This window comes from Pseudoalteromonas sp. SG45-3 (assembly GCF_014164075.1).
Classification (GTDB): Bacteria; Pseudomonadota; Gammaproteobacteria; order Enterobacterales; family Alteromonadaceae; genus Pseudoalteromonas; species Pseudoalteromonas distincta.
This window is the reverse complement of the sequence record NZ_JACJEN010000003.1, coordinates 41443-68438: the sequence shown is the minus strand read 5'-3', so window position 1 is coordinate 68438 and position 26996 is coordinate 41443. Positions and strand designations below refer to the sequence as shown.

The window sequence follows — 26996 nt, the reverse complement described above, 5'->3', positions numbered from 1 at the left end:
ACTCCTTATTTAGAGCCAGCAAGTGGTGTTGCAAGGTATGGGAATGTTGAGTCCATCATTGTTGCATCAATAGGTGCGCCGTCTGTAAATGGCACTGTGCCTGTATTAGCATCCTCTGGTGCACAAAGTCCTAAATCAGTGTCTTCACCATTTACAGGAATCGGATGACATAAACGACCCATCACAACACGAAGTGCAATATCAACCACATCATCACCCGGGCGACGACCATTTGGGAAGCCGGCTAAATCATTACCCGCTACACCAAATGCAGATTGATCAGCTTGCGCTGTTGCTGCAATGCCTGTATTTAAACGCAGCATTTCCGAAGGTGTTACAGTTGCTTGCTGATTAACGCCTGCAAAACCCGTTAAAAATGCAGTGATTAAATCAGTACGCGGGAAGTTAGTGGGTGCCAGAGTTTCTAAGTTTGCGTCAAGGGTCGTATTAACAGCATCTTTAAACAAAATGTTTAATAACTCAGGTAGTGCTGGGTGAGATACATAATCTAAAAATTGTGCATCGTCTTTAGGGTGCGCAGTAGAAAATGTGTCTTTGTCTTTAATGCCAATTACAAGCTCATTTACAAGCGGGCTACCTAGGCGTGAAACCTGAGTTAATGCACCACCGTTTACCGCATTATTAGCAAATTTAGCATTGGGGTTTAATACACGTGCTTGAGGTAAGCTTGCTGTTGTCCACGAACCTATTACGCCGTTACCTTCACCGACAATACAGCTTTTAGGTATTTCGATAGCGATTGATGTTACGTTTTTATCTGCAAGGTCGTCATTATCAGCTGATTGCGTTATACCACCTGGAAAACCACCGCCGTCACCAGCACCAGGGGCGCTATCACCTTCTACAGGTACATAGTTTACTAAATCAAATGTTTTACCTAGGTTAACTACAAACGGGTCTTTACGCTGTCCTACAAAAACTTGTGCCATGCTCTCACAGTTAGGAATTGAAACCTGATACACAAATTGGTCAGCATAAGTTTGATAATCGCTCATTGAACCAAATGTTTTATTACCCACATAATCAAGCGGTTTAGAAAATGTGCTGGAGTTTGATGCAGTGTTATTTAATAGCGTTGTTTCGCCAGTACGCTGCGCGCCGCTTATCATGCTTACTGTGTATGATTCGCTAAAATTTGCAGCGCTGTTATCTCCGGCAGATACACCGCCTACATTTTTAAGCGGTACAGACACGGTGCGTTGATTACCTTCAGGTCCAACAGTTAATTGCACACCTTGGTTATCATTAGGAAGCATGCTTTTAAAGTTAAACGCAAATGTAATATCTTCAACAGCATCGCCGTCGTTATCTATATGAATGCTGTAAGTAGCATCTGGGTCCATTGCAAAGTAATTAGGACCGCCGTATGCATCTTGCAGCGGGATGTAATTAGCAATTAATGTGACGTAATCATCACGACCTTGCTCGTAACTATTAAATACATAAAAATCGGTAGAATCTAAAGTCGGGAAACGGCTTATATTTGGCGCTTCTCTGTGGCTAGACGCTTCACTTGGTGCACTTATAAACGTACTGCATACTACTACTGCGAGTATTGATGGAGTTAAAGCTTTCATGACTTTGTCCTTTAGTTTTGATTGAAGTCGTAGTTAATAACGGGTGAGAGTTCAGTATGGATGCAAAAAAGTTAAAATGTTTTTATTTTTTGTTAAAAACTTTAAGGAAAGGTTAGCTGCTTAATGTAAGCAGCTAATAAAAGGCTATAAAAGTAGAGCTACAGGAGTATAAGTTCTGTAGTGTATAACACCTCGGTTGGTGATCCATTTGGTGAACCACCAATAGGTTCTAAACTCACTGCTAGTAATGCAATATCACTTGCGTTAAAACGGTTATCTTTTAATAATATCTTGCTACCTTGCTCGGGCAGTAAACCCAATGAAATAGGTGCATCTTGCCCTTTTAAAATCATCCACAGCTCGTAATCTTTATTGGTTTGGGCAACCAATTGGCTACTGGCTTTAATTGAAAGCCCTTGCTCGCTTACATCAATAAACCACAATGATTGCTTGTCTTGATTTTGAACCAAGGCAATTTGTTGTGTTTGAACAACATTAGTAGAAGGTTGAATAATCAAAAAGGCTAAAACAATACATGCAGCTGTTGCAACAAAAGACCATGTACGCCAAATAGAAGGCTTAGTATGTATCACCGTTTTGGTGGGTTGTTTTTGGTTTTCAATACGCTGTAGTATATTTATCCATACATCGTCACGTGGCGTTTGTGGTGTAATAGCACTGGCCAAGTTATTTAGGTTTTGCTCCCACATAATTGTTGCTTCACGTGCTTGGTTTGAACTGAGCAACAGACGCTGAAAACGCTTACGGGCAAGCCCTCTAAGTGTGCCAAGCACGTACTGCCCAGCAAGCGCGTCTAATAGTTCGGGTTTATTATAATTCATAATGTTAAACACCTTTGTAGCTGCATAAGCCCACGCCTGATCCAGCTTTTAACTGTACCTAAAGGCGTTTCTATATGATCCACTAACTCGCTATGACTCAGCCCCTTATAATAAGCTAAGTGAATAGCTTGTTTTTGTTGCGGCTCAAGCTGTTCGATACAATTGACCAGTTTCGTTTCTTCATCGTAAGTAACGTCGATGCTTTCATTCTCATATTCGTCATCGCCTAACGACTGCTCTTTTCGTACTTTGTGATAGCGCAGCGAGTCGAGGCTTCTATACCTTACTATACTTATCATCCAGCTTATAACAGTGCCTTTAGAGGCGTTATATTCAGATGCGTTATGCCAAATTTTTATAAAAGCGTCTTGTAGTGCCTCTTCTGCATAAGCCCTGTTAGTGAGCATATTTAAGCTAATAGCAAAAAGTTTGCCGCTAGTTTGTTGATATAAACTTGAGAAAGCATTTTTGTCTCCTTGTGCTGTTGCGCACAAAAGAGGGAGTAAATCATCGTTATCCATAGGGGTCCTGTTTTTCTTATTATCATTGAGTAAACGGTTGAGGGTGTGATTTGGATGCAAAAAAATTTAATTGCCTTTTAGATTAGCTGCTTTATACGTAAGTACAAGCAATAATCGGTCAGTGTTTGAAATTTAGACGTGTAAGTATAATTTATTCACATGTTTGTAAAAAATGCACAAAGAGCGGTCTGTAGTAGATTTTAGTTTATTAATTGCTATATATATCAATGGCCTATTGTTCGCGTTTGAATTTTAAATGGCATTTATATGGCGTGATATTTGCAAAAGACTACTTAAAGCCGTTTAAATTAAGATTATAAATCGGCATTATTTTCACAAAGGAGAGACTATGTGGGCTGCAATTAGTTATTTACTATTAGCACTACTGCTTATTTTTATTGGTTGGGAAGTGAACTCTGTCTATTTTGCTATTGTTTTTTATTGGACTGCGCTGTCACTTTTATTAGTGAGTACCGCGTATATTTTTAATACAGCAAAAATATTTAGAAAGCGTGAAAATGGGGTGATCCCATTTTATATACGGTGGGCGTTTGTGCCATTTTTATTCGGTGTGCAAATTTATAATGCCTGGTCACGTAAGCGCGATAAAGTGCCGCCCATTCAACAAATAAACGAAAACCTATTTTTAGCTTGCCGATTATTTCCCTCAGATATAGACACATTAAAAGATAACGGGATTACGGCGATTTTAGATGTTACGTGTGAATTCGACGGACTCGAGTGGAGTTCAACACAAGAGAATATTAATTATTTAAACATTCCGGTGCTCGATCATAGTATTCCTACCCATTCTCAGTTAAATCAGGCTATTAATTGGATTCATCACCATATTAAAGAAGACCATCGCGTAGTCGTTCATTGTGCTTTAGGGCGTGGGCGCTCTGTTTTTATCATGGCGGCTTATTTACTGAGCCAAAACAAAAATGCAGATGTGCATGAAGTACTTGCACAAATAAAAGAAACCCGCGAAACCGCAAATTTAAATAAGCATCAACTTCGCCATTTAGCTAAGCGACATAAAAAAGGCGAATTACTGATTAAAAACAAAGCCGTTTTAATTGCAAACCCTGTATCTGGTACACGATTATGGGAAGAAAAAGAGCACTTAATTGTTGCGCGGCTATCGGATTATTACGATCTGAAAGTACTCACTACTACAAAAGAAGTTAACGGTATTGAGCTGGCTAAACAGGAAATTGCGCAAAATCCGGATATTATTATCGCATGCGGGGGAGATGGTACGGTGGCCGAAGTTGCAAGCGTACTTGTAAATACACAATGTAAACTAGGCATCATCCCTATGGGGACTGCAAACGCTCTTGCGCATGTATTGATGGGTATTACTTCTAAATTTATTCCTGTTGAACAGGCTTGTGACTTAATTATAGATGGTCAAACAAGCATAATAGATACTGCTTATTGTAATAATGAATTAGTACTACTGCTCGCGGGTATTGGTTTTGAGCAATCAATGATAGAAAAAGCAGATAGAGAGTCGAAAAATAAGTCGGGGCAACTTGCCTATTTAAATGGTTTTTTTGAAGCGTTTGGCGAGCAAAAATCGCAGTTACTTAAAGTAAAACTCGATGATAATGAGCCAAAAGAAATATGTACTAATAGTTTTATTGTGGCCAATGCTGCGCCTTTTACAACGTTATTGGCTCAAGGTGGCGGGCAACCTGATCATAGTGACGGGCTACTCGATATAAATTGGTTAACACCAAATAATGAAGATTCAACCACAGTACTAAGTATTGCAGAGCTGATGTTTAGTAGCTTAACGCAAACACATTTAGCTATAAACTCTCATCATACAAATGCCAAAAGAGTAGAGGTTACAGGCGAAGGAGAGCTTAAGTACGTACTAGATGGTGAAGTTAAAACCGCTCAAAAACTAGTTATTACTATTGAGCCGGCTTCATTAAATGTGATTTGCAAAGAGCAATAAATCGCGTTAGTTATAATCAAAAAAGGAGCTAAATTAGCTCCTTTTTTTACATCACTTTTTAATTGATGGCCAAACAAACCCTGTTGTATCAGGCGCTTGAGAAGATGTTTCTCTTGGTGCACTTTTTGGTCTACGAATAGGCTTATTATTTATAGTGTGAATATAAAGTGCTTCCACTTTATCGCGAGCCCAAGGCGTTTTACGCAAAAACTTTAAACTCGATTTAATGCTGGGTTGATCAGTAAAACATTTAATTTTTACTTGCTCGCCAAGTGTTCTCCAGCCAAGTCGTTGTTCTAACTCAACAAGTATTTGTTCTAATGTTACCCCATGTAAAGGGTTTTTAGGTTGATTATTCATAGCCATACTACTTATTTAAACTGCATGCATTGTAGCTTAAATCAGCTTTTAGCGCTAATTCACAGTGATTGTTTTAGGAGCTGTTGGGTAAATAGCATTACCTTGCTTATCTATTTTAAGCCAAATGAGTTGGCTGTTACTGTGTTGGGGTGTTTTAGCACCACACAAAAGTGTAAAAGAGTGAACTTGTATTAATGCCCCTTCGCTATAGCGTTTGTTGTCGTACCAACAGTTAGCTTCTTCATTTACAAACTGGTTTGCATCAATAATTGAATGGGTTTTTAGCGTTGTTGCTTCACTAAATATTGAATACGATAAGCTGCTAAAACAAAAGCATAGAATTAAAAAGTTACGCATTAGAGGCCTTTAAATAGGGAGGGTTAAAAATAATACATTAAGCTAAAAAACGTGCTAGTGTAAAGTAAACAAAGTGATTTTAAGTATAAACTTAGTTATTCACAGAACAATAAAAAGGTGCACACAATGCAATTTAATCAAACAATGATCGAAGAATTCACACTATTAGCAAAGTTTCCTCGCGACAGTAAAATGCAGGGTATTAAATTACATTCAGACGCAGAGCCAAGCTTACTTAGCGCAGCGCAACGTTTATTTGAAAAAGGGATTATAGATAGCCCAGATGGCGGATATTTAACTGATCTGGGCTTAGATTTAATTGAGCACGTTACGGTTATTCATAGCGCGCTACAAAGTTAATCTAAATTAGCTTAATTTGCATCGGGTTGATTTTGCGGTGCAGCGTCATTAAATGCAGCTAATTTATTACAATGCTCGTAAATGGCTGCAATTTTTGGATAAGCGCTCATATCTACGTTAAAACGAATTGCATTAAATACTTGCGGCACTAAACAAATGTCAGCAAGTGTTGGTTGGTTACCAAAGCAGTAGTCATCATTTTTGTTTAGCATCAGTTCTATTTTTTCAAAACCCACTTCTATCCAATGTCGATACCATTTATTTTTAGCCTCGTTATCAACACCTAATTCGTTTGATAAATACTTCAGCACGCGTAAATTATTAACAGGATGAATATCGCAAGCAATGGCAAAGCTTAAGTTTCTTATTTGCGACTTTTGCCACGCAGTCCCTGTAATTAATGGCGATTGCGGATAAGTTTCATCAAGCCATTCCAGTATTGCAAGTGATTGTGCTAAAACACCATCATCGGTTTCAAGTGCAGGTAGTAAGCCTTGCGGATTAGTCGCTAAGTATTCCTTCCCAAGCTGCTCCGATTTTAAAAGGTTAACAATAGCAAGTTCATGATCGATTGCTTTTAAGTTAAGCGCTATACGCACTCTATAAGCCGCTGATGAGCGAAAGTAGCTGTATAATTTCATAATTAATCCTGTGAACCTGTAAATTGTTTTTTAATAGTACGCCAGCAATCGGTGTAATTTGGTTGGCGCTCTTTACCTTCTAATGCATATTTTGTCGGTGAAATTATATAGCGCGACTCAAACATAAAGGCCAATGTGTTTTCATATTTTTGTGGTGTAAGCTCAGCGTTTGAGGCTTTTTCAAATACGTCGGCTTCAGGTCCATGTGGCGACATACAATTGTGTAAACTTGCGCCACCAGGTACAAAACCATGCTCTTTTGCATCATACACACCTTCAATTAAGCCCATAAATTCACTCATAATATTGCGGTGATAATACGGTGGGCGAAATGTATTTTCGGCTACCATCCAACGCGGTGGAAATATCACAAAATCGACATTTGCCATACCCTCAGTAGCAGAAGGAGAGGTCAGTACAGTGAATATAGAAGGATCGGGGTGATCAAAGCTCACTGTATTCATTACATTAAAACGCGATAAGTCGTATTTATAGGGGGAGCTATTACCCGTCCATGCAACAACATCAAAAGGTGAGTGTTTTATTTCACAGCTGAATAAATTACCGTTAAATTTAGAAACAAGCTCAAAGTCACCCTCTTTATCTTCAAAGGCCGCTACAGGGTATTGAAAGTCTCTGTCGTTGGCATAACCGTTTGCACCAACAGGTCCTCGCTCTGCAAGCTCTAACGCATGGCCATAATTTTCACAAATATAACCACGGGCTGTATTATCAATTAAGTCAACTGAGAACTTAATTCCTCTGGGAATTACAGCAATTTCACCTGGTTTAATGCTTAACTTACCGCACTCGGTGTGAATTAATAATTCACCATGCTGAGGGACAAACAACATTTCGCCATCAGCATTACAAAAGTAACGCCCTTGCATTGACTGATTAGCGACATATACATGAATGCCAATACCAGATTGCCCATTAGCACTGCCATTAGCAGCCATCGTTACTAACCCATCAATAAAATCAGTAGGCTGTGAAGGCATATCAATAGGATTCCAACGTAGCATTGTTGGTGGTGTTACGGCTTCAGTGATTGGGGCTGTTCTTATTAGGCCATTATCAATTGCTTGGTAATCACCTTGCACTACAGACGGACGAAGGCGGTAAAACCAAGTGCGACGATTTGAAGCGCGAGGAGCCGTAAATGCAGTCGAACTAAATTGCTCTGTGTATAAATCGTATTTAACTTTTTGTGGGCTAAATTGTCCTATTGGCAGTGCACCGGGTAGCGCTTGTGTTTCAAATTCATTACCAAAACCGGTCATATAACTTAATTGTGTCGCCATTACTGACTCCTGTGAGAGGGGGTTGGTTTAATATTATTTTTATTTCAGTTAAGATACTCTCAAGTGAGACTAATATCAAATGTGCAACTACGCATCCGTGTAAATATTAATGAACACTAAAGTAAGCCTTATAAAGCTGGGATAACTAAAAATGAAAATTGATTTAGCAACGTTTTTACCTTATCAATTAACGAATGTAGCAACACGTGTAAGTAATGACTTTGCCGAGGTTTATCAAACTAAATACGGTTTAAATATTCCGCAGTGGCGAATACTTGCTAATTTAGCGCAGTATGGTCAGAGCAACGCAAAGGATTTATGCACGCAAGCAAATATGGACAAGTCGACAGTGTCGCGTGCGGTAAAAGTACTAATAGACAAAGGCTTAGTGAGAAGTGAATTAAATAAGCAAGACAAACGCGCAGCATTACTTGTGCTGAGCCAAGCAGGTCAAAGCCTATATGAGCAAATAACACCCGATGCACTAAATTGGGAAAAACAATTACTGAGTACTTTAACCAACGAAGAATACGAAGTGCTAGTGAATATTTTTGAAAAGTTAAATAACAAATTAAAAGCATAAAAAAGCCCACAAAGTGGGCTTTTAAATAATGTTTTAGGTTACAGTTCTAAATTAGAAAGTGTAACGAACACCTACACGCATTTGCCATACAGATGCATCTGATTGTACAGATGTATTTGCATTATTCGCATTAAAGTCAGAGTAAACGTAACGACCCTGATCATCAAGTGATGTTGAAATCATGCTAGCACCAACGAAAGGACCTTTCTTAAGTACGCCCCAATCATCGTTTAACAGGTTAGTAAGGTTATCAATTACGAAGAATGCTTCACCTTTATGGCCTTCCATAAAGCCTGGAAGCTCTTGTGTAACTTTAAAGTTAAACTTAACAAACCAATCAGAGTTTTCTGCGTTACGGCTAGTCGTTTGACCACGTTCTAAACCATTTGATGCAATAAATTCATTGAATTCATTGATATCAGCAGCACTCATGTTGTAAACAACGTTTGGATCGTTTTCAAGTGGAACATACAATAGCTGGCGGTTACCATTCCAGTTGTTGTCACCAAAAGTACCATCACTTCCATCAAACGTGTAGCTGTATGGTAAGCCTTTATATGCTTCACCGAATAGATTAAAGCGAGTAGCAAAACCATCAACAAACTCATGAGTATAACCAAGAGTCATAGTGAAACGATGTGGAATTTCGTAATCAGATGAAGCAACACCTGGGTTACCTGGATCTGTTAGCGCAATGTTACCGTAGTTTGAACCAGCTACAGAGCTTGTCATTGGGTTAACATCATCAGAATCTGTGTAGGCATAACCAAAGTTAACGCTTACACCATTATCAAACATCTTGCTAACCGCTAATGAGATAACAGATGAATCACCGCTATCACCACTTACATTTGTTAGTAAGTATTCGTTTGAACGACCTTCAATTGATTCGTAAATAGGACGACCATCAAACGTTGTTTCGCCGCTATCTTGAAGTGCAATATCACGCATCAATGCAGCATCTTTCTTCTTCGAGTATAGGTAGTCTACAGAGATTACGTATTCGTCTTCAGTTGTGTATGTAGCACCAAGAGAGTATTTCCACTCTGAAGGAATTTCAAAATCTGGGTCTACAGCATTAACTGTTGCATCGCCTACACCAATTTCTGTATTTGCAACAATGTCAAACATACCTTGTGGTACGTCAAAACCAGGTGTACCGCCGTTTACGTTAGCTGTATTGAATAAATCTACACCACGGAACTGCGTACTAATGTTTGTAATACCATCGTTAGAGTATGAGTTAGACAGCCATACGTTCGGGTTACCACCAGAGAACAAGCCTAAGCCAGCACGTACTTCAAGTTCGTCAGTTGCATACCATTGGAATCCAACACGTGGCTGCAGTAAGTCAATACCGTCGAATGTAGACTGGTTGCTGAAACCGTAACGGTTAGTGAAGTTTTGGTTAAAGTTAGGAACGTCATCACTTGTGTACTTGTCGTAACGTAAACCAAACTGAATGGTTGCATCTAAGTCAGTGAATGCGTATTCATCTTGGACATAGAATGTATGCTGCGCATATTTAAAGCTTGCAGCCGCATCATTCGGGTTATTAGTACCTGCAGCATTGTTGTAGTAGATACGCGCTGCTTGACCTGCTTCAAAGTCGTCAATTGAGTCAAAGCGCCACTCACCTTCTGTTTGCTGTACGAACAAGTTAAAAACAGATAGCTCTTCAAACTCGTAACCAGCAGTAATTGTGTGTTGATCTAGGTAATAAGTACCAGCAACTTTAAATGTAGTTGTGTCGTAATCTAGATCGTTTGATTGACGAGAATCATCTGGACCAATGAATACAGTACCGCCATTATCAGTACGTATTTGCATTTCACCAAAGCTGCTTGCAGCATCTAATGACTGAACCGTTGCATCTAGCTCTGATTTACCTAAACGAACTTCAGTAGAGAAGTCATCTGACCAATCAGAGTAAACAGATGCAATGATTGAAGTGAATTCTGCACTTTGGTCATAAAAGTGGTTAGATAGTGATACACGGCTAGAGCCAGTATCAGACTGTGAAACAGTATTACCATCGTTGTAGTTATAGATTAAGTTTGCACGGTGATCTTCGTTGATGTTCCAATCTAGTTTAACTAAGATTTTTTCATCTTCAACAGGCATACTTGAAGGCATTCCGCCTACATCGTAACCATATACAGTTTGAGCAATGCTAGTGATACGCGAGATATCATCAGCAGTTACACTGCCACTGCTTAAGCCATCGTAGTTAAACTGTTGAACACCTTCAAGTTTTTCATATGAAGTGAATAAAAATAGTTTATCTTCAATTAGTGGAAGACCTACGTTGAAGCCGTAACGTTTTTCAGTATAGTTACCGTTATCAACGTCATCACCTTCAATTTTATCACCCTTGAAAGAGTCGCTAGTGTAATCGTAGAAAACAGCGCCATGAACATCGTTGCCACCAGATTTGGTTACAGCGTTAATGTTACATGATGTAAAACCACCGTATTGAACGTCAAACGGTGCAAGCTCAGCTGAAACTTGTTCAATTGAATCAAAAGAGAAAGGGGCGCGAATAGTAGGGTAACCATTTGAGCTTAAGCCGAAGTTATCGTTCATACGAACGCCGTCTAGCGTTAAGCTGTTGTAGCGAGGGTTACCACCACCACAGTTAATTGAACCACGGCTATCATCAATTGTGATACGTGGGTCGATACGGATAATGTCTTTTAAATCACGGTTAATAGCTGGTGTATTTTCAAGATCAGTTAGCGTAAATGTAGACGCCGGACCAGTACCACCAGACATAGCGCTAATTGGCGCGCCAGAAACTACAATTTGTTCCATGCTTGATTGTGACTCAAGAGAAACGTTTACTGGATAATCGTTACCAATATTAAGAATAATGTTATTGAATTCTTGGTCTGCATATACATCTGAATCAACAATTACTTTATAAGGACCGCCAACTCGCAGGCCTTTAGCTGTGAAATAACCTGCGTCATTTACTTCAGTTGTTTTTACTGATCCAGAAGGTACGTGTAAAATTGTTACTTTAGTGCCGGCTGCTGGGTTGCCGTTAGGCCCCATTACTTGACCTTTAATTGCAGAGGTCGTTTCGTTAGCCATTGCAGCGCCACTTACACCAACACATGCTGCAATAGCAAGTGAAAGAGCTGTTTTGCGTAATTGAGTTTTCATTTAATTTTCCCGTGTAGTTATTAATTAAATTTTTATATTTTTATTTTAAAATTTTTCAAAATAAACAGTTAAAGTTCATTTATTCAAAATCCGTTACTAGTGTACCTTATTTATTCGTTACAAATAAAATACAACTGCAATATATTTTTAATAAATAGTACTATTTTTGTCTATTTGAGTGTTTTTTTGAGCAATAACTCTATATCGGGGTATATATTACGTGGGCTTTATGACAAACATGTGAAATTGGGGTGCGAAAAACAAAAAACCCATCACAATTTTGCAATGGGTTTTGTTAACAAATAACTTAATGTGTTATTACTTACCTATTAAGACTTAAAACTTGTAGCTAATACCAACTTTAGCCTGCCAAGCTGATGAGCTAGTTTGGTATTGACTGTAGTTACGAACGTCAGCACCATTAAATTTGCCATCAATTATATAACGACCTTCATCATCTAACCCACCAAAATCATAAACAGCTTGATCAGAGAAACCTAAGCGTTTTTCAACACCCCAATCACTGTTTAGTAAGTTTGCGAAGTTATCAACCATGAAGTAAACCTCACCGCTGTGACCTTCAGCAAAACCTGGGATTTCTTGTTTGATACTTACATCCATCGTAGTAACCCAAGGTTGAGTACCTGAGTTACGGCCTAAAATTTCACCACGTTCTGAGATACCAGCACGATTTAGAAGCGTTTCTAATTCATTCCAAGATAAACCAGACTCATCCCAATTTACATTTGGATCATCAGCGCCAGTTGGAATGTAAGCTAGGTAAGCTGAGCTTGAGTAAAAGTCGCGTGTGTCACCTAGGTCACTATCTTGATACATACCCATAGTGTAGCTAAATGGACGACCAGAGCGGCGCTCAAAATACACGTTAAACTTAGTTGCATAGCCACTGAAAAATTCAGTGTTATACGCTAGGTTTACTTTAAAACTGTGCTCTACTTCGTATGAACCACGATCTGCAAAGTCTTCATTACGGTTACGTGTAATGTCGTATTGGTAGTTACTCTGAGCACGAGAAGATGAACCCGATGAGGCCTCAGTTACGTCTTGGTGTGCATAACTTGCAGAAACATACAGGCCATTTTCAAATTCTTTTGCAATGCCGGTAGAAATAATGATTGAACGTCCATCGTCAGATGAATTAGTCATTGCAATATCAAAGTTATCAGCAAGGTCGCCAGTATAAATACTTTCGTTAATTACACGCTCACCATCAGCAGCAACACCAATTGGGTTTAAAGCAGTGTTATGCCATACAGCTTCGTTTTCTTTTTTATGGTAAGCAATTTCTGCTTGCCATTTGAAGCCTTCTCCAAGTAGTTCTGAGTCAAACTCGTATTCAAAACCAACTTGAGCTCTTATGCTCGATGGAAGCTCAAAATCAGGGTCAACATAGTTTGTGCTACCGGCACCTTGGACTAACGTGTTTTTAATAGCGTCAGGTACTTGCGTAATATCGGCTTGGTTATTGGCGTAATAATCATTAATAGCGCTTTGTGGTGCTTCAACAAATGTAATACCGTCATTTTGGAAAGAGTTATTGTACCAAACGTTTGGAATACCACCTTGGAATCGACCTATACCACCATTAATGGTTAATGCTTCAGTTGCATAATATTTAAAGCCAATACGCGGTAAAATTATATCTAAACCATCAAGATTCTCTTGATTGCTAAAGCCGTAAGTATTTAAAAAGTTTTCGTTTAAAGTTGGTTTATCGTCTGATGATAAACGCTCATAACGAACGCCTGCTGTTACTTCTAAATCATCACCAACATAAAAAGTATCTTCGATATAAAGTGCTAACTGGTTACGTGTCGCATCGTATGCAGTGTCATTTGGGTTATTTGTGTACGCGTTACTGTAAGAAAAGTCGTATGTACCTCTAAAGTTACCCACTTCACGGTTTGCAAAACCTTCGAAGTCATCAAATTCCCAAGAACCTAATGAGTTAGATGCAAATAAGTTATATAAATTTAGCGATTCATACTGCATACCAAAGTTAATTTCGTGCTCATCCATTAAGTAAGTGGCATCGAAAGTAAGCGTTAAGTTTTCAGTCGATGAGCTATTTGCATGGCGGAATTCATCTGTACCAAACTCATAAGCTGGACCACGGAAGTACTCTTCAACTTTCACAAAGCCAATATCAGAGTTAGTTAAGCTTCTTGATGATACATCTTTGTAAGCGATACCAATTTCAGTTGAGAAGTTTTCATTCCAGTCTGAATATAATTTTGTCGCAAAATTATTGAATTTAGTAGCGTAAGTATAACGGCTTGACGCTAAGCTTACTGTACTACCGCCAGTGCCGACATTTGTTTCGTCTTTATCGTCTTGCCATTGGTAAGTGAAATCTAAACGATGATCATCATTAATATTCCAACTTAATTTAACAAGCAATGATTCGTTTGTATCTTTAGGGTCACCACCTAGAGAATCGGTTAAGCTGTATTCATTATTTAAAATATTAATAAATTGGTTGTAGCTTTCTTCTGTTACATCATATTCATTCGTTGCACCAGAGCCTTCAAAACCGTAATCTAAATCAAGTTCACTTGTCCATTTGTTGTAGTTAACAAAGTAAAACAAAGTATCGTCGATTAATGGGCCGCCAACATTAAAGCCATAACGTTTCTCAGTTTGAATTGGTTCTACCTGATCAATAACGTATGTACGGTGTCCATCTTCATCTAAAACAGGGTTACCATCTGCATATACTTGAGAAATACTGTCTACATCACCTGCAATATCAGGAGTAGATATTTCATAAAAGCCAGAAAATTTAAACTCATTAGTACCTGATTTTGTTACTGCATTAATGGTACCTCCCCCAAAGTTACCTTTAGAGGCTGAGAACGGAGATACATCAACAGAAATTTGCTCAATTGCATCAAGTGCTACAGGTGGTTGCGAAGTAGGGTAGCCACCGTAACTTAAACCAAAGTCATCATTTTGGCCAATACCGTCAACAGTTAAGCCGTTGGTACGCGGGTTACTACCTGCAAACGTTAGCTCACCACTACCATTAATGCTGGCGAGTGGATTTAAACGCGCAATATCTTTAATATCACGGTTAAAGCTTGGCATATTCTCAATAGTGTCAGAGCCAAATGTACTGCTAGAGCCACCTGATTGCTGAACAATCTTATAACCAGACACTTCAATCTTTTCGATGTTTAGCGGAGCAAGCTGCGAGCTTAAGCGGTAAGTTTCACCAAGGTTCAAGTAGATATTTTCAACAGTCGTATCGTTAAACGTATCAGAGTCGATGATAACCATGTAAGGACCACCTACACGTAAACCATTAGCGATAAACGTACCACTTTCGTTTGTAGTTAGTTCGCTAATAGTTCCCGTTGGTTGGTGAACTACTTTGATTTTAACGTTTGCAGCATTGCCACCTGATGGCGTTGTAATTTTACCACGCATTGCAGATGAAGTATCAGCAGCCATTGCGCTTGTAGAAACACCTAGAGCTAAAATTACCGCTCCAGTTAATTTCGAAAGGCGAAGCTTAGTCATAATGTTGATTTCCCGTGTGTAGGTTATATAAATTTAATACTGTTTATTTATCAGTCGTCATTTTTAGTGCCGTATCTAACTCTTTTGCAGAAGGGTCAAATAAGGCGTTTAATAGTCCAGCTAGTCGAATACCCGCTTGTTGTAGGCGTGTTTTTACAATTGGAGTGTTGTTATAAATGTAGCTGTACCCAACTTCGTCGTTGGTGTACTTATAAATTTTTGTTGCTAAATTGTGTGATTCTTCAACCCATGTCATAGGTGAGCTTTGTAAATACTCAGCAATTAACTCGCTGTTATTTGTATCAATAAATTGTGCGTACTCAGTAAACGACAAATTCTCGTTCTCAACTAACTTTGTATCCCAAAGGCTGTGAAGATTTGTTTCTTCGTTAAAAAATGAAACCTTAATACGGTTACCACCTCTGTCTTCACCTCTACCAGCATGAAATGGTTGGTGACTGTCGCCCACCAAATGTACTAAAAAACGTAAACTGAACTGTTTAGCATCTAACGTGCTGTTGGTATCAGTAAGTGTTTGCATTGAATAGTGAATACCCTCGAGGATATTACTTACAGATTCTTTGTTTTTAGTATGATCGTGATTGAAGCTGAAAGATTTTCCTGGGGCTGCATTAATATAATGCCAACGAGATGATTGCTTTTGCCAAAACTCGCCAGGAGCTGAGCGCATTTCATCAGGCCAGGTTGATATTTGTGCAAGTGATTCACCATCAAGGTAGGGTTGTATTGCTGCTTTAGTTGTTTCGCTTATATGAGATTGTGCAATCTGCCCTACAATACGGTGGCCATTTTGACCCCAAGCGTGTGAGTTAGTGCTTGTGAATATCGCACTAATCAAAAGCGCAGAAGATATCGAGTACTTTATATTGTTATGCATTAAAACTTCCTAAATGAATATTTCATGGGGTTGCTATAAGCTAATGCGGTCAATTGTCCTCATTTTTAATGTTGATAGGAAGGACTTATTAAAATTCATAGTTTCTTATTAAATTGTGTTTAAAATCAGTATTTTATGTTTAACAGGTAAAATTACTTGTTGTAATAGGTAAGCGAAATTGTTCAAATACACTATATTGTCTATTTTTGGGTGGCATTGCTTTGAATTATAAAAATATTGTGTTGCACAAAATGTTAATTGTTACATTTTTGTTTCTGTTGTTGGTCGTTACATGGATTTGCGGTCAAGTTAGTGTATACAATGATGAATTACACTTTCCAGTTATGATAGAAACCTCAACTGAGTGTCAAACAACTGCTACAAGTAATAAAGGCCAATTAATTGTTTTTACACAATCAAAAAAAATAGCCAAGTTATTAACACAAAAGTTATGCTCTGATAACGTAGTAGCTAAGCAATATGGCTCGGTAAAAGGGTATTGGGGATATAGAACGGCAGATAGCTTTGAGTTTGTTGGTAAAGGAATTGCTGACCTAATTTTGGCTAAAAGCAATATTATGGCTGCATTTAAAGCGGAGTCGACCTATAACTACCAACCCGTAGTTGGTTTTTCTGACTACACGGCTTTTTTTATATCTTCTAAAGAAAAACCTCGAATTACTAAACAATATTTTTTAGATAAACGCATAGGTTTGCTTGATTATCCTACCAGCCGATCAGGGCATATTTTACCAAAGCAAATGTTTAAAGAACTGGATATAAATTTAGCTAATTTGAAAATCACTTATGCTAGTTCTCATAACGAATTACGCGATTTACTCGCCGACGGAAAAGTAGATATTATTGCTTCGTTTTGGAAAGAGAGTGACGAAAAACGTTTTTCAAAAAACTATATTACGCCTTTGAGTAATAATATTACTGGAACAAGATGGTATTTAAAAATGCAGCAAAATAATACTGATTTATTATGTGCAGTACAGGCAAATTTGCTTGATATGTCTAAAGATCAAAGTTTGCATTATTATCAAAATGCACAATCGTTTTGGAGTTGCGGTACTAGCTCAGTAAACTTAAAAGAGGAAGTTAGTGATGAGTAAATATAAACAACTACTTGTTTTACTATGCTTATTTTTAACTTTATCTTCTGTGTTTTATATTTCTGTAATTCAAAAAAGCCAGCAAGTAACTAAACAAAAAATAACGCAGATAGAAAGGCAAATAGCACTCGACTTACCATTACTTGATTTATCAAATGAGCTGCTAAAGCATTCGGGGAATAAAGATGCAGTTAATAGCTACATTAAAACCTTAAATAGCCACATTAATTCGAACGATCTTAAAGTTGTTGCTATTACAGCAAAAGGCGAAATGCTAGCATCTGTAAACTTACACCAACTAACACGTAGTTTGAGCACTAATAACGGACCTGTATTAGTTGTATTTAACGTTCAGCAAACCCATTTTACATTGAGCCATTTTATTTACTATTTTATATTTTTAGTATTAAGTGTGTTGATTAGTTTTTGGGTAAAGTTTGCGTTTATTAAACAAAGTAATAAGCAGTTTAATAATGTGCAGCATCAGTCAATTACAGAGCCTACGCCGGTGATGCTTATAGTTGACCTTAACGATAAAACACTATCAAGTAGTTGTAATGCAGAGCAAAAAGTGGGTTTAGCCAATAAGCCATTATGCTTTTATTTAGCACTTGTAGAGTATTGTACAAATAACGATGATGTAGCGCTTAGTCATAATAAAGATGTACCAGAGGAGCTTCTAGAGCTCGCTAACAAGTATTTTTATAGGTTGGTAGAGCTTGGTCATACGGTTAGAAAAAGGCCTAATTTTAATAATAGCCTAGAAAAAACCTTGAGTGAGATACGTGCGGCATTAGATGAAGTACTTAGCGAGTGTCCTGAAGAAAAAGAGTTATATTACCCACCTAAAGCCTATGGAGAAGGCTCTCGTTCTCGTTTGCATAATTATGGGCTGGCAAATATTAAAAAAGGTAATATTGAAATAAGAGGAAAGTAACTAGATTACTTTCCTCTTATTCTTAGAGGTTATTTAGGGGTAAATTCAGCCGCTTTGAGAGGGCTATTTTTTGAAATAAAGTCTTGAAGTGCTTTAGCATCTGTTTCGTCTGTACTTACAAAGCCTTTTTTATTTGTAAGTGCAGGATAACCATCACCGCCTGATGCGTTATAGCTATTTAGACTCATTCTGTATGTTTTATTTTTATCAAGCGGTTCGCCATTGATCAAAACATTAACCAACTGATTATTTTTACGCTCAAACGATATTTTATGGTATTGTAAATAAGCACCAGCATCCGGTGGGAAGCTCGTTACTGTATTTAAGTAATCCCATAAATCACTGCCTTGCCAATCCATATAAGTAATGCGGTTTTTAAAAGGATGTACTTTTAAAATATCTTTATAGCTTACTTTACCAGCCTCTATTGAGCTGCGAATACCACCGCCACTTATTAATCCAAAGTCTGCATTTACTACATCCATTTGAGCTTGAATAATTACACGTGCAAGGTTTGTTTGTTGGTAACGAACTTTGTTTCTGTCACCTTCTAAGCGAGCATCTACTTCACCAATGGTACCTTCAATTTGTTTAGCGCCTTTAGCTTGGTATACCGCTAAATAAGATTCAAGTTTAGGGTCTGGTTTAATGTACTCGTTTGCTAATACTACTTTAGTAGAGCCATCAGCTTGAACTTTATCTACATACAAATTAACAGGCATAAGTTTGTAGTCTAGTAACGTTAATTTTCCGTTTTCAAGCTTAAACTCAGCTTTACCAACATACTTACCCCATTCATGGGCTTGCATAATGTAAGTACCGTTTTGCTGGTCTGGTTTACAGGCAAGGCCAGGTTTAAAGTTATCGTCATTTACATTTGTATCACTCATACACACAGGTTCTTGTGAGTGACCGCCAATGATCATATCAAGTGTGTTTGCAGGAAGTGAGCGAGCAAGTGTTACATCACCTGGTGCATTAATGCCAAAGCTAGCATCAACATAATGACCCATATGAGTCAGCGCAATGGTAATGTCAGGGTTGTACTTAGCTTTTATTTCTTTAGCTAGTTTTGCGGTAACGTCAACAGGGTCTTTAAACTCTAAGTGGCCAATATACTGAGGATTACCAATTTTAGCTGTGTCTGTTGTTGTTAATCCAATAACAGCAATAGTTAAGCCATTTTTTTTGAATATTTTATAGCTATCAAACGCATGTTCGCCTGATTCTTTTTCAAATATATTGGCTGATAGAAAAGGAAAGTTCACCCATTTTTGCTGTTGCTTCAAAACATCAATAGGGTTATCGAATTCGTGATTGCCTAATGCCATTGCATCATAACCAATCAGCGACATACCTTTAAAGTCAGGTTCTGCTTTTTGTAAATCTGACTCAGGAATACCGGTATTAATGTCACCACCAGAGAGAAGTAAAACGGCATGACCTTGCTTTTGGGCGTCATTACGTAAAGAGTCAATTAACGTTTTGCGAGCGGCCATACCGTATTCGCCTTTTTCGTTTTGCCAAAAACGGCCGTGATTATCATTCGTATGAAGTACAGTTAGATATTGAGTTGCAGGAGAGTTGCTTGCACTTGGGTCGGAAGTTGCCGATGTGCACCCAAGTACGCTTAAAAAAACTGAAAATAAAATAATTATTCGCATAAAATACCTGTCTATTAAGGCCCACTTAATTTATTGAGCGGCTAGTTTAAACTAGTTTTATGCGAAAAAAACGTACTTATTTACATTTTACCTTAATTACGGCTTGTTGCAGCTGTTTCTCTGCGCTTTAACTCTTCACTCGCATATTTAGATTTTTCATGGTTTGTTGCAATCATCCACGTTAAAAAGCTAGCGGGTAGTTTTGTGTAAGCTTCGCCTCGGTGTAAACCAAAGTCGCAAATTGTGTGTTCAGTATGTTGCATCGTCAGTTCCTATTGTTTTGTGTTTTTTAAAGGTAACAAAAAGTAGGTATGCTTTTAAGATGATTTAATTTTAAATAGTTAGATTTATATAGCAAAAAAGAATATAAATAATGGCATATGTAATTAATTTGTTATCAACACGGTCTTAATTGTATCAACTCACACTTTAGAATCGATTTTAGTCGCCGATGGCATTAATGTGTTAACGCATTAACTAATTATTTAAAAAATATAACAACAGGAATAAAACATGAAAAAACTTTTACTTGGCTCAGCATTTGCTGCAGCAAGTTTTACAAGCACCGCTACTATAGTTGAAATGAACACGAGCCAAGGTGTCATAGAGATTAACTTGTTTGATCAACAAACCCCCAAAACAGTCGCAAATTTTTTAAGTTACGTTCAAGACGATTCATATAACGAAACAGTAATTCACCGCTCTGTTAGTAACTTTGTTATTCAAGGTGGTGGATTTACATTTTCTGATTCGCTAGATGCGATTACTACAAAGCCTGCTGTAGAAAATGAGCCCGTTTTTTCTAATGTTAAGGGCACCATTGCGATGGCTAAATTATCGGGTGATGCTAATAGCGCAACAAGTCAGTGGTTTTTTAATATTACAGACAATAGTGCAGCACTTGATACGCAAAATGGTGGCTTTACTGTGTTTGGACAAATTACTGCAGCAAGCCAATCAACTTTAGATAAAATTGCAGCGTTAGTACACTGTGGTGAAACACCCGTGGTTGATATTACTGCTGAGCAATGTGCAAGTACTGATGTAACAATTAGTAGTGCTAACTTAGTGACTATTCAAAATGTGGCGGTAATGGATGATGATCCTAATTCAGCAGCAGGCCTTACTGTTACTGAAAATACGTTAATTGATTCTGACACATCAACAGATTCTAGCAGCAGTTCTGGCGGCGGGTTAATTTGGCTTTTAGGTGCTTTTTTACTTGCGGTACCTCGTTTAAAACGTGCTAAATAATTAAAATTAACGTTAATGTGGATGGCCTAAACCAGCCGTCCACATTACTATTATTAAACTTTGCTATTTAAAATAGTACTCGCCAAACCATTGCTAGCCAAATTGAAAACACACAAACACAACCCAGTAAAAACACTTTAAAACGTGCGCGTACGTTGTTTTCACCTAAATGAATAACGCTATGCACAATACGTGTTGCTACAAATAAACAGGCCAGTATTGCCACAAGTGTACTGGCGCTATTTAGTTGCAGTGCAAGTAAACACCCCGCGTAAAAAAGCACTGGTATTTCAAACTGATTCGAAAAGTTTCTATCTGCCACCCTAATAGTGTCGCCAGCCTTATCTAACTGCATTGTTTTAAAATCACTTAAATCTAGTTGTTTATTTTTAGCTGCGGCAAAGCGCCTTTTACCCATAATGAGCATGACAACCAGTGAAAGCGTAACTTGTGCAAACATGGCAAGTATGATGATTTTTTCCATTGTTTTTCCTTATTATTTAGAATTTGCGTATTTTTTGATATTGAATGATTTTTAGTCTCGCAAGGTTGGCAGACTCCCAACTAATATCCAATTATGAAGACATTTTTCACAATGTGTTACACAAAATAGCGTTATTTTGTAGAAAGTTATTAATTGAAAATGTTAGTTTAGCTTAACTATATTGCTTTGAATTGGCGCACGCTATTTTGCGCAATACTTTTTAATGGAAAACAAAAATGAAAAAGATTATTGGTTTTAGTGCAATCGCACTTGCAGTTTTAAGTGGTTGTTCAAATACGGCTTCGGTTTCAGTGGCGCCTCAGGCCTCTTTACTATCAGATACGTTAGTCGTAAGCCCTAACGATAACCGCGAATATAAAACACTTAAGCTGGCAAATGACATTGAAGTAATTTTAGTGTCAGATCCAGGTGCTGAAAAATCTGCAGCGGCACTCAGCGTTGGTGTTGGTTTACTGCATGACCCAATGTCGCAACAAGGTATGGCGCATTATTTAGAGCACATGCTGTTTTTAGGCACAGATCGCTACCCAGACACAAAAGGGTATTCTGATTTTATGACCAAAAATGGTGGCGCGCACAATGCTTACACGTGGCTCGATATTACTAATTACATGTTTAAAATTAATAACGACGCGTTTGATGAAGGGCTAGACCGTTTTGCTGACTTTTTCAAAGCGCCTAAGTTATACCCAGAATACACAGACAAAGAAAAAAATGCAGTAAACGCAGAGTGGTCAATGCGCCGCGAAATGGACTTTTTTGGACAATTTAAACTCGCGCGTAAAATGATGGGCGATCACCCGGCTAATCGCTTTTTAATTGGTAACCTAGAAACCCTTGGCGATAAAGAAAACAGTTCACTTCATAAAGAAACGGTTGATTTTTATAATAAATACTACTCTTCAAATATTATGAAAGTTGCGCTTATTTCTAATTTACCTATTGCTGAAATGGAGCAAAAAGCGCAAAAATACTTTGCTGACATAAAAAATAAAAATATCGAAAAACCAACAGTGACTGCAAAACTTGATTTTGATAACGCTGGCGGAAAACGCGTGTTTTATGCACCAAATGAAGATGTAAAACAGCTGCAACTTGATTTCACCATTGCTAATAATAATAGCGAATTTGCACTTAAACCAAACCGATTTGTAGCGTATTTACTAAGTAATGAAATGCCGGGCAGCCCAGCGCAACTTCTTCGTGATAAAGGATGGGTGTCTCAGCTTTCAGCTTCAGCTGCACCAAATCAATATGGCAACTATGGTTCGTTAAATGTAAATGTAGAGCTTACAGATGAAGGCATGAAAAATCGTGACGAAATAGTTGCGACTATTATGCAGTACATCGATTTAATTAAAAAAGAAGGCGTTGATAGCAAGTACTTCAACGAAATTCGTACTTCCCTTAATAACCAGTTTAAGTTTTTAGAAAAAGGTGATGAGTTTAATTATGTAAGCTCGCTTACGCAAAGCATGCAAGACTATCCGTTAAATCACGCTATTAATGCACCTTATTATTATGCAAAGTTTGACGCTGACGCTGTAAACAATGTACTTGAGCAGTTAAATGCCGACACCCTTCGTATTTGGTATGTATCGCAGCAAGAAGAGACAGACTCACAACTACACTTTTACGACGGTAAATACCGCATCAGTGACATTAGCGATGATGAAATTGCCAGCTGGAAAAAATCAAGCGAATTTAAGTTAGCACTACCGACTGTAAACAATTTATTGCCTGAAAATTTTGCAATAAAAACGCAAGCATTTAAAGAGCAAAAACACCCAGAACTTGCTTACGATAAAAATGGTGTAAAAGTATGGCGCCAAGCAAGTCAAAAATTTGCAGAGCAGCCAAAAGGGCTTGTCGAAGTTTATATAAATACTCAACCCGGTTTGAAAGATATTAAAGCAGAAGTACTTTATTCTGTTTGGGCTGATTTATACAATATTCAACAAAGTCAGTTAAGTACCGAAGCAGCAATCGCCGGTATGAGTGTAAGCCTTGCGCCGAGTAATGGTCTTGTTTTATCTATGAGTGGTTTTACAGATAAGCAAGATGTATTGCTTAAACAAGCTTTAACCGGATTAAAAGCCGATGAAACAGCACAAGCATTTAGCCAAGCGGTAGATCGCTTTAAGCGTAATTTACTAAACCAACAAAAGCAGTTTCCGTATGCACAAGCATTTGGCGAGTATTCAAAACTAACCCGTACAGGTGGTTTTGATACAGATGCGCTTATAAAAGCCGCTGACTCACTGAGTGTTGCCGACTTAGCACAATTAAAAACAGCTACGTTTGCACAAAACGATTTACGCGTATTTAGTTACGGTAACTACGATCAGCAAGATATTGACGCGATTGCACAAGAGTTAAGTGCAACATTACCAAGTAATCATAAGCGCAGTGAATTTGCACGAAGCAAAGCGTGGTTGCCACAACCGGGCGAAACACTGGTACTGCAAAAAGATATCGATGTAGCCGATGTAGCGGTGGTTGATATGACCGTTCATCCTGTTGCGGGTTACAAACAAAAAGCAGAAGCAGCTGTATTACAAAGCCACTTTAGAACAGTTGCGTTTGATAAAATGCGTACTGAGGAGCAACTTGCATACGCAGTAGGTGCATTAGCTCGCCCAATCGAGGATTACTCAGCAATTGGTATGTATATTCAAACACCAGTTAAAGGACCAAAAGAAATACAAGCTCGTTTTGATAAGTTTAAAAAAGAATACGCAGTTGAACTTGATAACATGAGCGAAGAGACTTTTGAGCAGCTGAAAAACTCTACCCTTGTATCACTTAAAGAGCAGCCTAAAAACTTAAGTGACGAAATGAGCCCACTTATAAACGATTGGTACCGTGAAAACTTTACCTTTGATTCTAAGCAAAAGCTGATTGATGAAGTTGAAAAAGTAACGCTTGCAGATATAAAAGACTACTACAAGCAAACAATGCTTAACCCTAATGCTGCACGTTTAAATGTGCAATTACGCGGGACTAAGTTTATAGAAAGTGACTTTGCCGATTTACCAAATCAAACTAAAATCACAACGCTTGATGCCTATTACAATGGTATTAAACTACAAAAATAAGCTTTATTTATGTAGCTAAAATAAACCCCAATGTATCACTACATTGGGGTTTATTATTTATCTCACTATATTTACTAATAATACCAATTCGCTTAATTAAGTGATCTATTTTGAGGATGGAAAAACGTGTTGATAGCTAGGCAAAAAATTCGCTATTTAGTTGTTCTAAATGAAAATTTTTTAACGCAGGTAGCGACTCGTTTAGCCCCGCAAAATGATTAAGTATTATTGCGGATTGGTATAGTATTTATGCCATTATCAAAAAGCCTATAACAGCTAATGCCGCAGCAATTAGCGTGTAAGGCAATTGTGTAACGGCATGGCTCATTAAATTACAACCAGAGCCTTGCGCTGCGAGCACCGTTGAATCTGAGTAAAAACACGCTTGGCTACCAAAAGAGGAAGCCGATAATAGCGCACCAATGACCAGTGGTATGTTTGCATCAACCGCATTTGCCAGTGGCATAACAATGGGAATTGATACAGCAAAAATACCCCAGCTAGACCCAGTTGCAAACGCTAAAATAGCCATTGAAATAAATACCACGGCTGGTAAGTATGCCGCGGTCATATAAGGGCTTAAGCTGCCAATAACAAACTGAGGCAAACTAATTAAGTCGCATACATCTTTAAATATAAACGCAGCTATAACAGTACCAATCGCGGGGATCATACTTTTAAAGCCATCAAGCATGCGTTCAATCATTTCACTTACGCTCATTAATTTTTGTAGTGCATAAAATGGGAGAGTGACCGCCATTGTTGCTAATAAGCCTTTGTATACGTCTATTTCAAAGTAAACAGTAAATGCAACCAGTAAAATAATCGGCACCAAAAAGTTACGTAATTTACCTTTAGGATCAGCATCTTCAAAGTTCTCTTCTACGGCTTTTACCGCATATTCATCCGCTGTTTGAACGTCATTGTATTGGGCAGGGTCGACTTGAGCTTGCTCAATTTGCGCCATTTGCTCTGCTTTTTTCATTGGACCAATCGCAGGAATAATACCCAGCACAACAAGTAAAACAACAAGCACTGCAAACCACGCATAAAACATATACGGTATGGCTTGGATATAAACTGCAATCCCTTTGCCTTCTTCTGCAATACCGTTATCTACAAGTAAGCCACCAAAAAAAACCGCCCAAGTAGATAAAGGGACAAGTACACAAATTGGTGCAGCAGTAGAGTCTACAACATAGGCAAGCATCTCACGGCTCACTTTAAATTTATCGGTAATGCGTTTCATGGTTTCACCCACGGTAAGCGCATTTAAGTAGTCATCAATAAAAATAACTACACCCAAACAAAAGGTCATAAACAAAGATGAACGCTTACCTTTAGTGTATTTAAGGGCTAACTTGCCAAAAGCCGATGCGCCACCTGTGCGCACTAATAGCGCGATTAAAGCACCGAAGCCACCACATACAAGTATTAGCCAGCCGATGGTTTCGTCTGTCATCACTTTTAGCGATGTACTCGCAAAGTTAGTAAGTACCTGTGCAGGATCGGCGATAACTAAACCAACTAAAGCACCAATAAGTAAAGATAAAATAGGGCGGCGTAATACAACAGCCAATACAACTACCACCAAAGGTGGCAGTAAACTTAACGCAGAAGGTTCAAGCATTTAAGTATTCACAAAATTAAAAGCATGTATAAAAATTACAATAGTATTAATTTTTAAACTGCTTATACAAAAACAAAGAAGATGATAAGTTTGTTGTAAAATTATCTTCCAAGTCACTGCTTTTGTACGCGAGGGAGAGACACATAAACAGTTATGTTAAATAGCGGCTTAAGTGAAACGCGTTGGCTTTGGCGCCAGACGGTGCAAGGAGTGCAAACCGCTATTGTTGTGCCTGTAAAAACATCGGCGCAAAAATAATCTGCTTTTTAATTTCAGTCAACAAAAAGTTACATGCAAAACAAAGTTTTTTAGAGGAGCTTACATTGAACGCTGTATTTAAAACAAATCGATTGTTGTTGCGCCATGCAAATGAGCTTGATGCAGCTATTTTACTTAAGCTAGTTAATCAGGCGAGTTTCATAGAGCATATTGGTGATAAAGCAATCTATACCCTTGATGATGCCAAGTCGTACATTATAGGGCCTGTTTATCTTTCGAGGTTAAATTTGCAGCAGTATGTTTGGTATTTAGGCAAGGCAGAGCCTATGTAGTGTGGTTATTCCCCATAAATAGGCGATAACACAGCATAAATGCCAAACATGCGCTGCCCGAAGGGTTCTACCTAGGGGCAATTAACTCTTTGATG

The 26996-nt window shown here is 38.1% G+C and carries 22 protein-coding genes; 8 read left to right on the top strand and 14 right to left on the bottom strand.

Translation table 11 applies throughout. From position 1 onward, the window contains the following. Positions 1-5 precede the first annotated feature (5 nt). From H5126_RS04810 to H5126_RS04800, 3 genes are all read right to left on the bottom strand, one after another. On the bottom strand, positions 6-1598 hold the full coding sequence (locus tag H5126_RS04810) for a DUF4331 domain-containing protein (protein WP_182712336.1): 1593 nt from the start codon (positions 1596-1598) through the stop codon (positions 6-8). A 158-nt stretch (positions 1599-1756) separates the two neighbouring features. After that, on the bottom strand, positions 1757-2440 hold the full coding sequence (locus H5126_RS04805; protein ID WP_182720164.1) for an anti-sigma factor domain-containing protein: 684 nt from the start codon (positions 2438-2440) through the stop codon (positions 1757-1759). Continuing rightward, entirely contained in the window at positions 2437-2961 is a 525-nt protein-coding gene (locus tag H5126_RS04800) for a sigma-70 family RNA polymerase sigma factor (RefSeq protein ID WP_182720165.1), read from the bottom strand. The genes H5126_RS04805 and H5126_RS04800 overlap by 4 nt, the downstream gene beginning before the upstream one ends. 349 nt (positions 2962-3310) lie before the next feature. Here H5126_RS04800 and H5126_RS04795 point away from each other — a divergent pair, with 349 nt between their 5' ends. Continuing rightward, positions 3311-4930 carry a diacylglycerol kinase family protein gene (locus tag H5126_RS04795; protein WP_182720166.1) on the top strand — a complete coding sequence of 540 codons (1620 nt, stop codon included), beginning with the start codon at positions 3311-3313 and terminating at the stop codon, positions 4928-4930. 51 nt (positions 4931-4981) lie between these two features. Here H5126_RS04795 and H5126_RS04790 read toward each other — a convergent pair whose 3' ends face one another. Then, a complete protein-coding gene (locus H5126_RS04790; protein ID WP_024591820.1) occupies positions 4982-5290 on the bottom strand; it encodes a VF530 family DNA-binding protein in 309 nt (102 codons plus the stop codon). A gap of 54 nt (positions 5291-5344) precedes the next feature. Next, positions 5345-5647 carry a DUF1496 domain-containing protein gene (locus H5126_RS04785; RefSeq protein WP_182720167.1) on the bottom strand — a complete coding sequence of 101 codons (303 nt, stop codon included), beginning with the start codon at positions 5645-5647 and terminating at the stop codon, positions 5345-5347. Between the two features lie 126 nt (positions 5648-5773). Between H5126_RS04785 and H5126_RS04780 the strand changes: the two genes are divergently transcribed. Beyond that, entirely contained in the window at positions 5774-6007 is a 234-nt protein-coding gene (locus H5126_RS04780) for a TIGR02647 family protein (RefSeq protein ID WP_007375551.1), read from the top strand. An 11-nt stretch (positions 6008-6018) separates the two neighbouring features. Here H5126_RS04780 and maiA read toward each other — a convergent pair whose 3' ends face one another. Continuing rightward, a complete protein-coding gene (maiA, locus tag H5126_RS04775; protein ID WP_182716343.1) occupies positions 6019-6648 on the bottom strand; it encodes a maleylacetoacetate isomerase in 630 nt (209 codons plus the stop codon). 2 nt (positions 6649-6650) lie between these two features. Next, positions 6651-7952, bottom strand: a complete 1302-nt coding sequence (gene hmgA / locus H5126_RS04770; RefSeq protein WP_182720168.1) for a homogentisate 1,2-dioxygenase — start codon at positions 7950-7952, stop codon at positions 6651-6653. 151 nt (positions 7953-8103) lie between these two features. Between hmgA and H5126_RS04765 the strand changes: the two genes are divergently transcribed. Continuing rightward, positions 8104-8535, top strand: coding sequence for a MarR family winged helix-turn-helix transcriptional regulator (locus H5126_RS04765; RefSeq protein WP_182720169.1), 432 nt, complete (start codon positions 8104-8106; stop codon positions 8533-8535). Positions 8536-8586: 51 nt separating this feature from the next. On the opposite strand, the gene H5126_RS04760 is transcribed toward H5126_RS04765, so the two are convergent. The 3 genes from H5126_RS04760 to H5126_RS04750 form a co-directional block, all read right to left on the bottom strand. Continuing rightward, the gene (locus H5126_RS04760) at positions 8587-11703 is read right to left on the bottom strand and encodes a TonB-dependent receptor (RefSeq protein WP_182720170.1); all 3117 of its coding nucleotides are present in this window, start codon (positions 11701-11703) and stop codon (positions 8587-8589) included. 336 nt (positions 11704-12039) lie between these two features. Then, positions 12040-15246, bottom strand: coding sequence for a TonB-dependent receptor (locus H5126_RS04755; protein WP_182720644.1), 3207 nt, complete (start codon positions 15244-15246; stop codon positions 12040-12042). Positions 15247-15289: 43 nt separating this feature from the next. Beyond that, positions 15290-16144 carry a S1/P1 nuclease gene (locus H5126_RS04750; protein ID WP_182720645.1) on the bottom strand — a complete coding sequence of 285 codons (855 nt, stop codon included), beginning with the start codon at positions 16142-16144 and terminating at the stop codon, positions 15290-15292. 251 nt (positions 16145-16395) lie between these two features. Here H5126_RS04750 and H5126_RS04745 point away from each other — a divergent pair, with 251 nt between their 5' ends. Together H5126_RS04745 and H5126_RS04740 are read left to right on the top strand one after the other, a co-directional pair. Continuing rightward, entirely contained in the window at positions 16396-17262 is an 867-nt protein-coding gene (locus H5126_RS04745) for a hypothetical protein (RefSeq protein ID WP_182720665.1), read from the top strand. Continuing rightward, positions 17255-18199, top strand: coding sequence for a hypothetical protein (locus H5126_RS04740; RefSeq protein WP_182720646.1), 945 nt, complete (start codon positions 17255-17257; stop codon positions 18197-18199). Before H5126_RS04745 ends, H5126_RS04740 begins: the two co-directional genes overlap by 8 nt. A 29-nt stretch (positions 18200-18228) precedes the next feature. Here H5126_RS04740 and ushA read toward each other — a convergent pair whose 3' ends face one another. After that, positions 18229-19863 (bottom strand): bifunctional UDP-sugar hydrolase/5'-nucleotidase UshA, encoded by a 1635-nt coding sequence (gene ushA, locus H5126_RS04735; protein WP_182720647.1) that lies wholly within the window; start codon positions 19861-19863, stop codon positions 18229-18231. Positions 19864-19955: 92 nt separating this feature from the next. Beyond that, entirely contained in the window at positions 19956-20126 is a 171-nt protein-coding gene (locus tag H5126_RS04730) for a hypothetical protein (RefSeq protein ID WP_182720648.1), read from the bottom strand. 250 nt (positions 20127-20376) lie between these two features. Here H5126_RS04730 and H5126_RS04725 point away from each other — a divergent pair, with 250 nt between their 5' ends. Continuing rightward, positions 20377-21117, top strand: coding sequence for a peptidylprolyl isomerase (locus H5126_RS04725; protein WP_182716351.1), 741 nt, complete (start codon positions 20377-20379; stop codon positions 21115-21117). Between the two features lie 67 nt (positions 21118-21184). On the opposite strand, the gene H5126_RS04720 is transcribed toward H5126_RS04725, so the two are convergent. Further along, entirely contained in the window at positions 21185-21601 is a 417-nt protein-coding gene (locus H5126_RS04720) for an MAPEG family protein (protein ID WP_024594583.1), read from the bottom strand. A 236-nt stretch (positions 21602-21837) separates the two neighbouring features. Here H5126_RS04720 and H5126_RS04715 point away from each other — a divergent pair, with 236 nt between their 5' ends. Continuing rightward, complete coding sequence (locus tag H5126_RS04715; protein ID WP_182720649.1) at positions 21838-24720, top strand: insulinase family protein; 2883 nt, start codon at positions 21838-21840, stop codon at positions 24718-24720. Positions 24721-24967: 247 nt separating this feature from the next. Here H5126_RS04715 and H5126_RS04710 read toward each other — a convergent pair whose 3' ends face one another. Next, positions 24968-26350 carry a Na+/H+ antiporter NhaC family protein gene (locus H5126_RS04710; RefSeq protein WP_182720650.1) on the bottom strand — a complete coding sequence of 461 codons (1383 nt, stop codon included), beginning with the start codon at positions 26348-26350 and terminating at the stop codon, positions 24968-24970. Between the two features lie 323 nt (positions 26351-26673). Between H5126_RS04710 and H5126_RS04705 the strand changes: the two genes are divergently transcribed. Next, entirely contained in the window at positions 26674-26901 is a 228-nt protein-coding gene (locus tag H5126_RS04705; RefSeq protein WP_370626123.1) for a hypothetical protein, read from the top strand. The last annotated feature ends 95 nt before the right edge of the window (positions 26902-26996 follow it).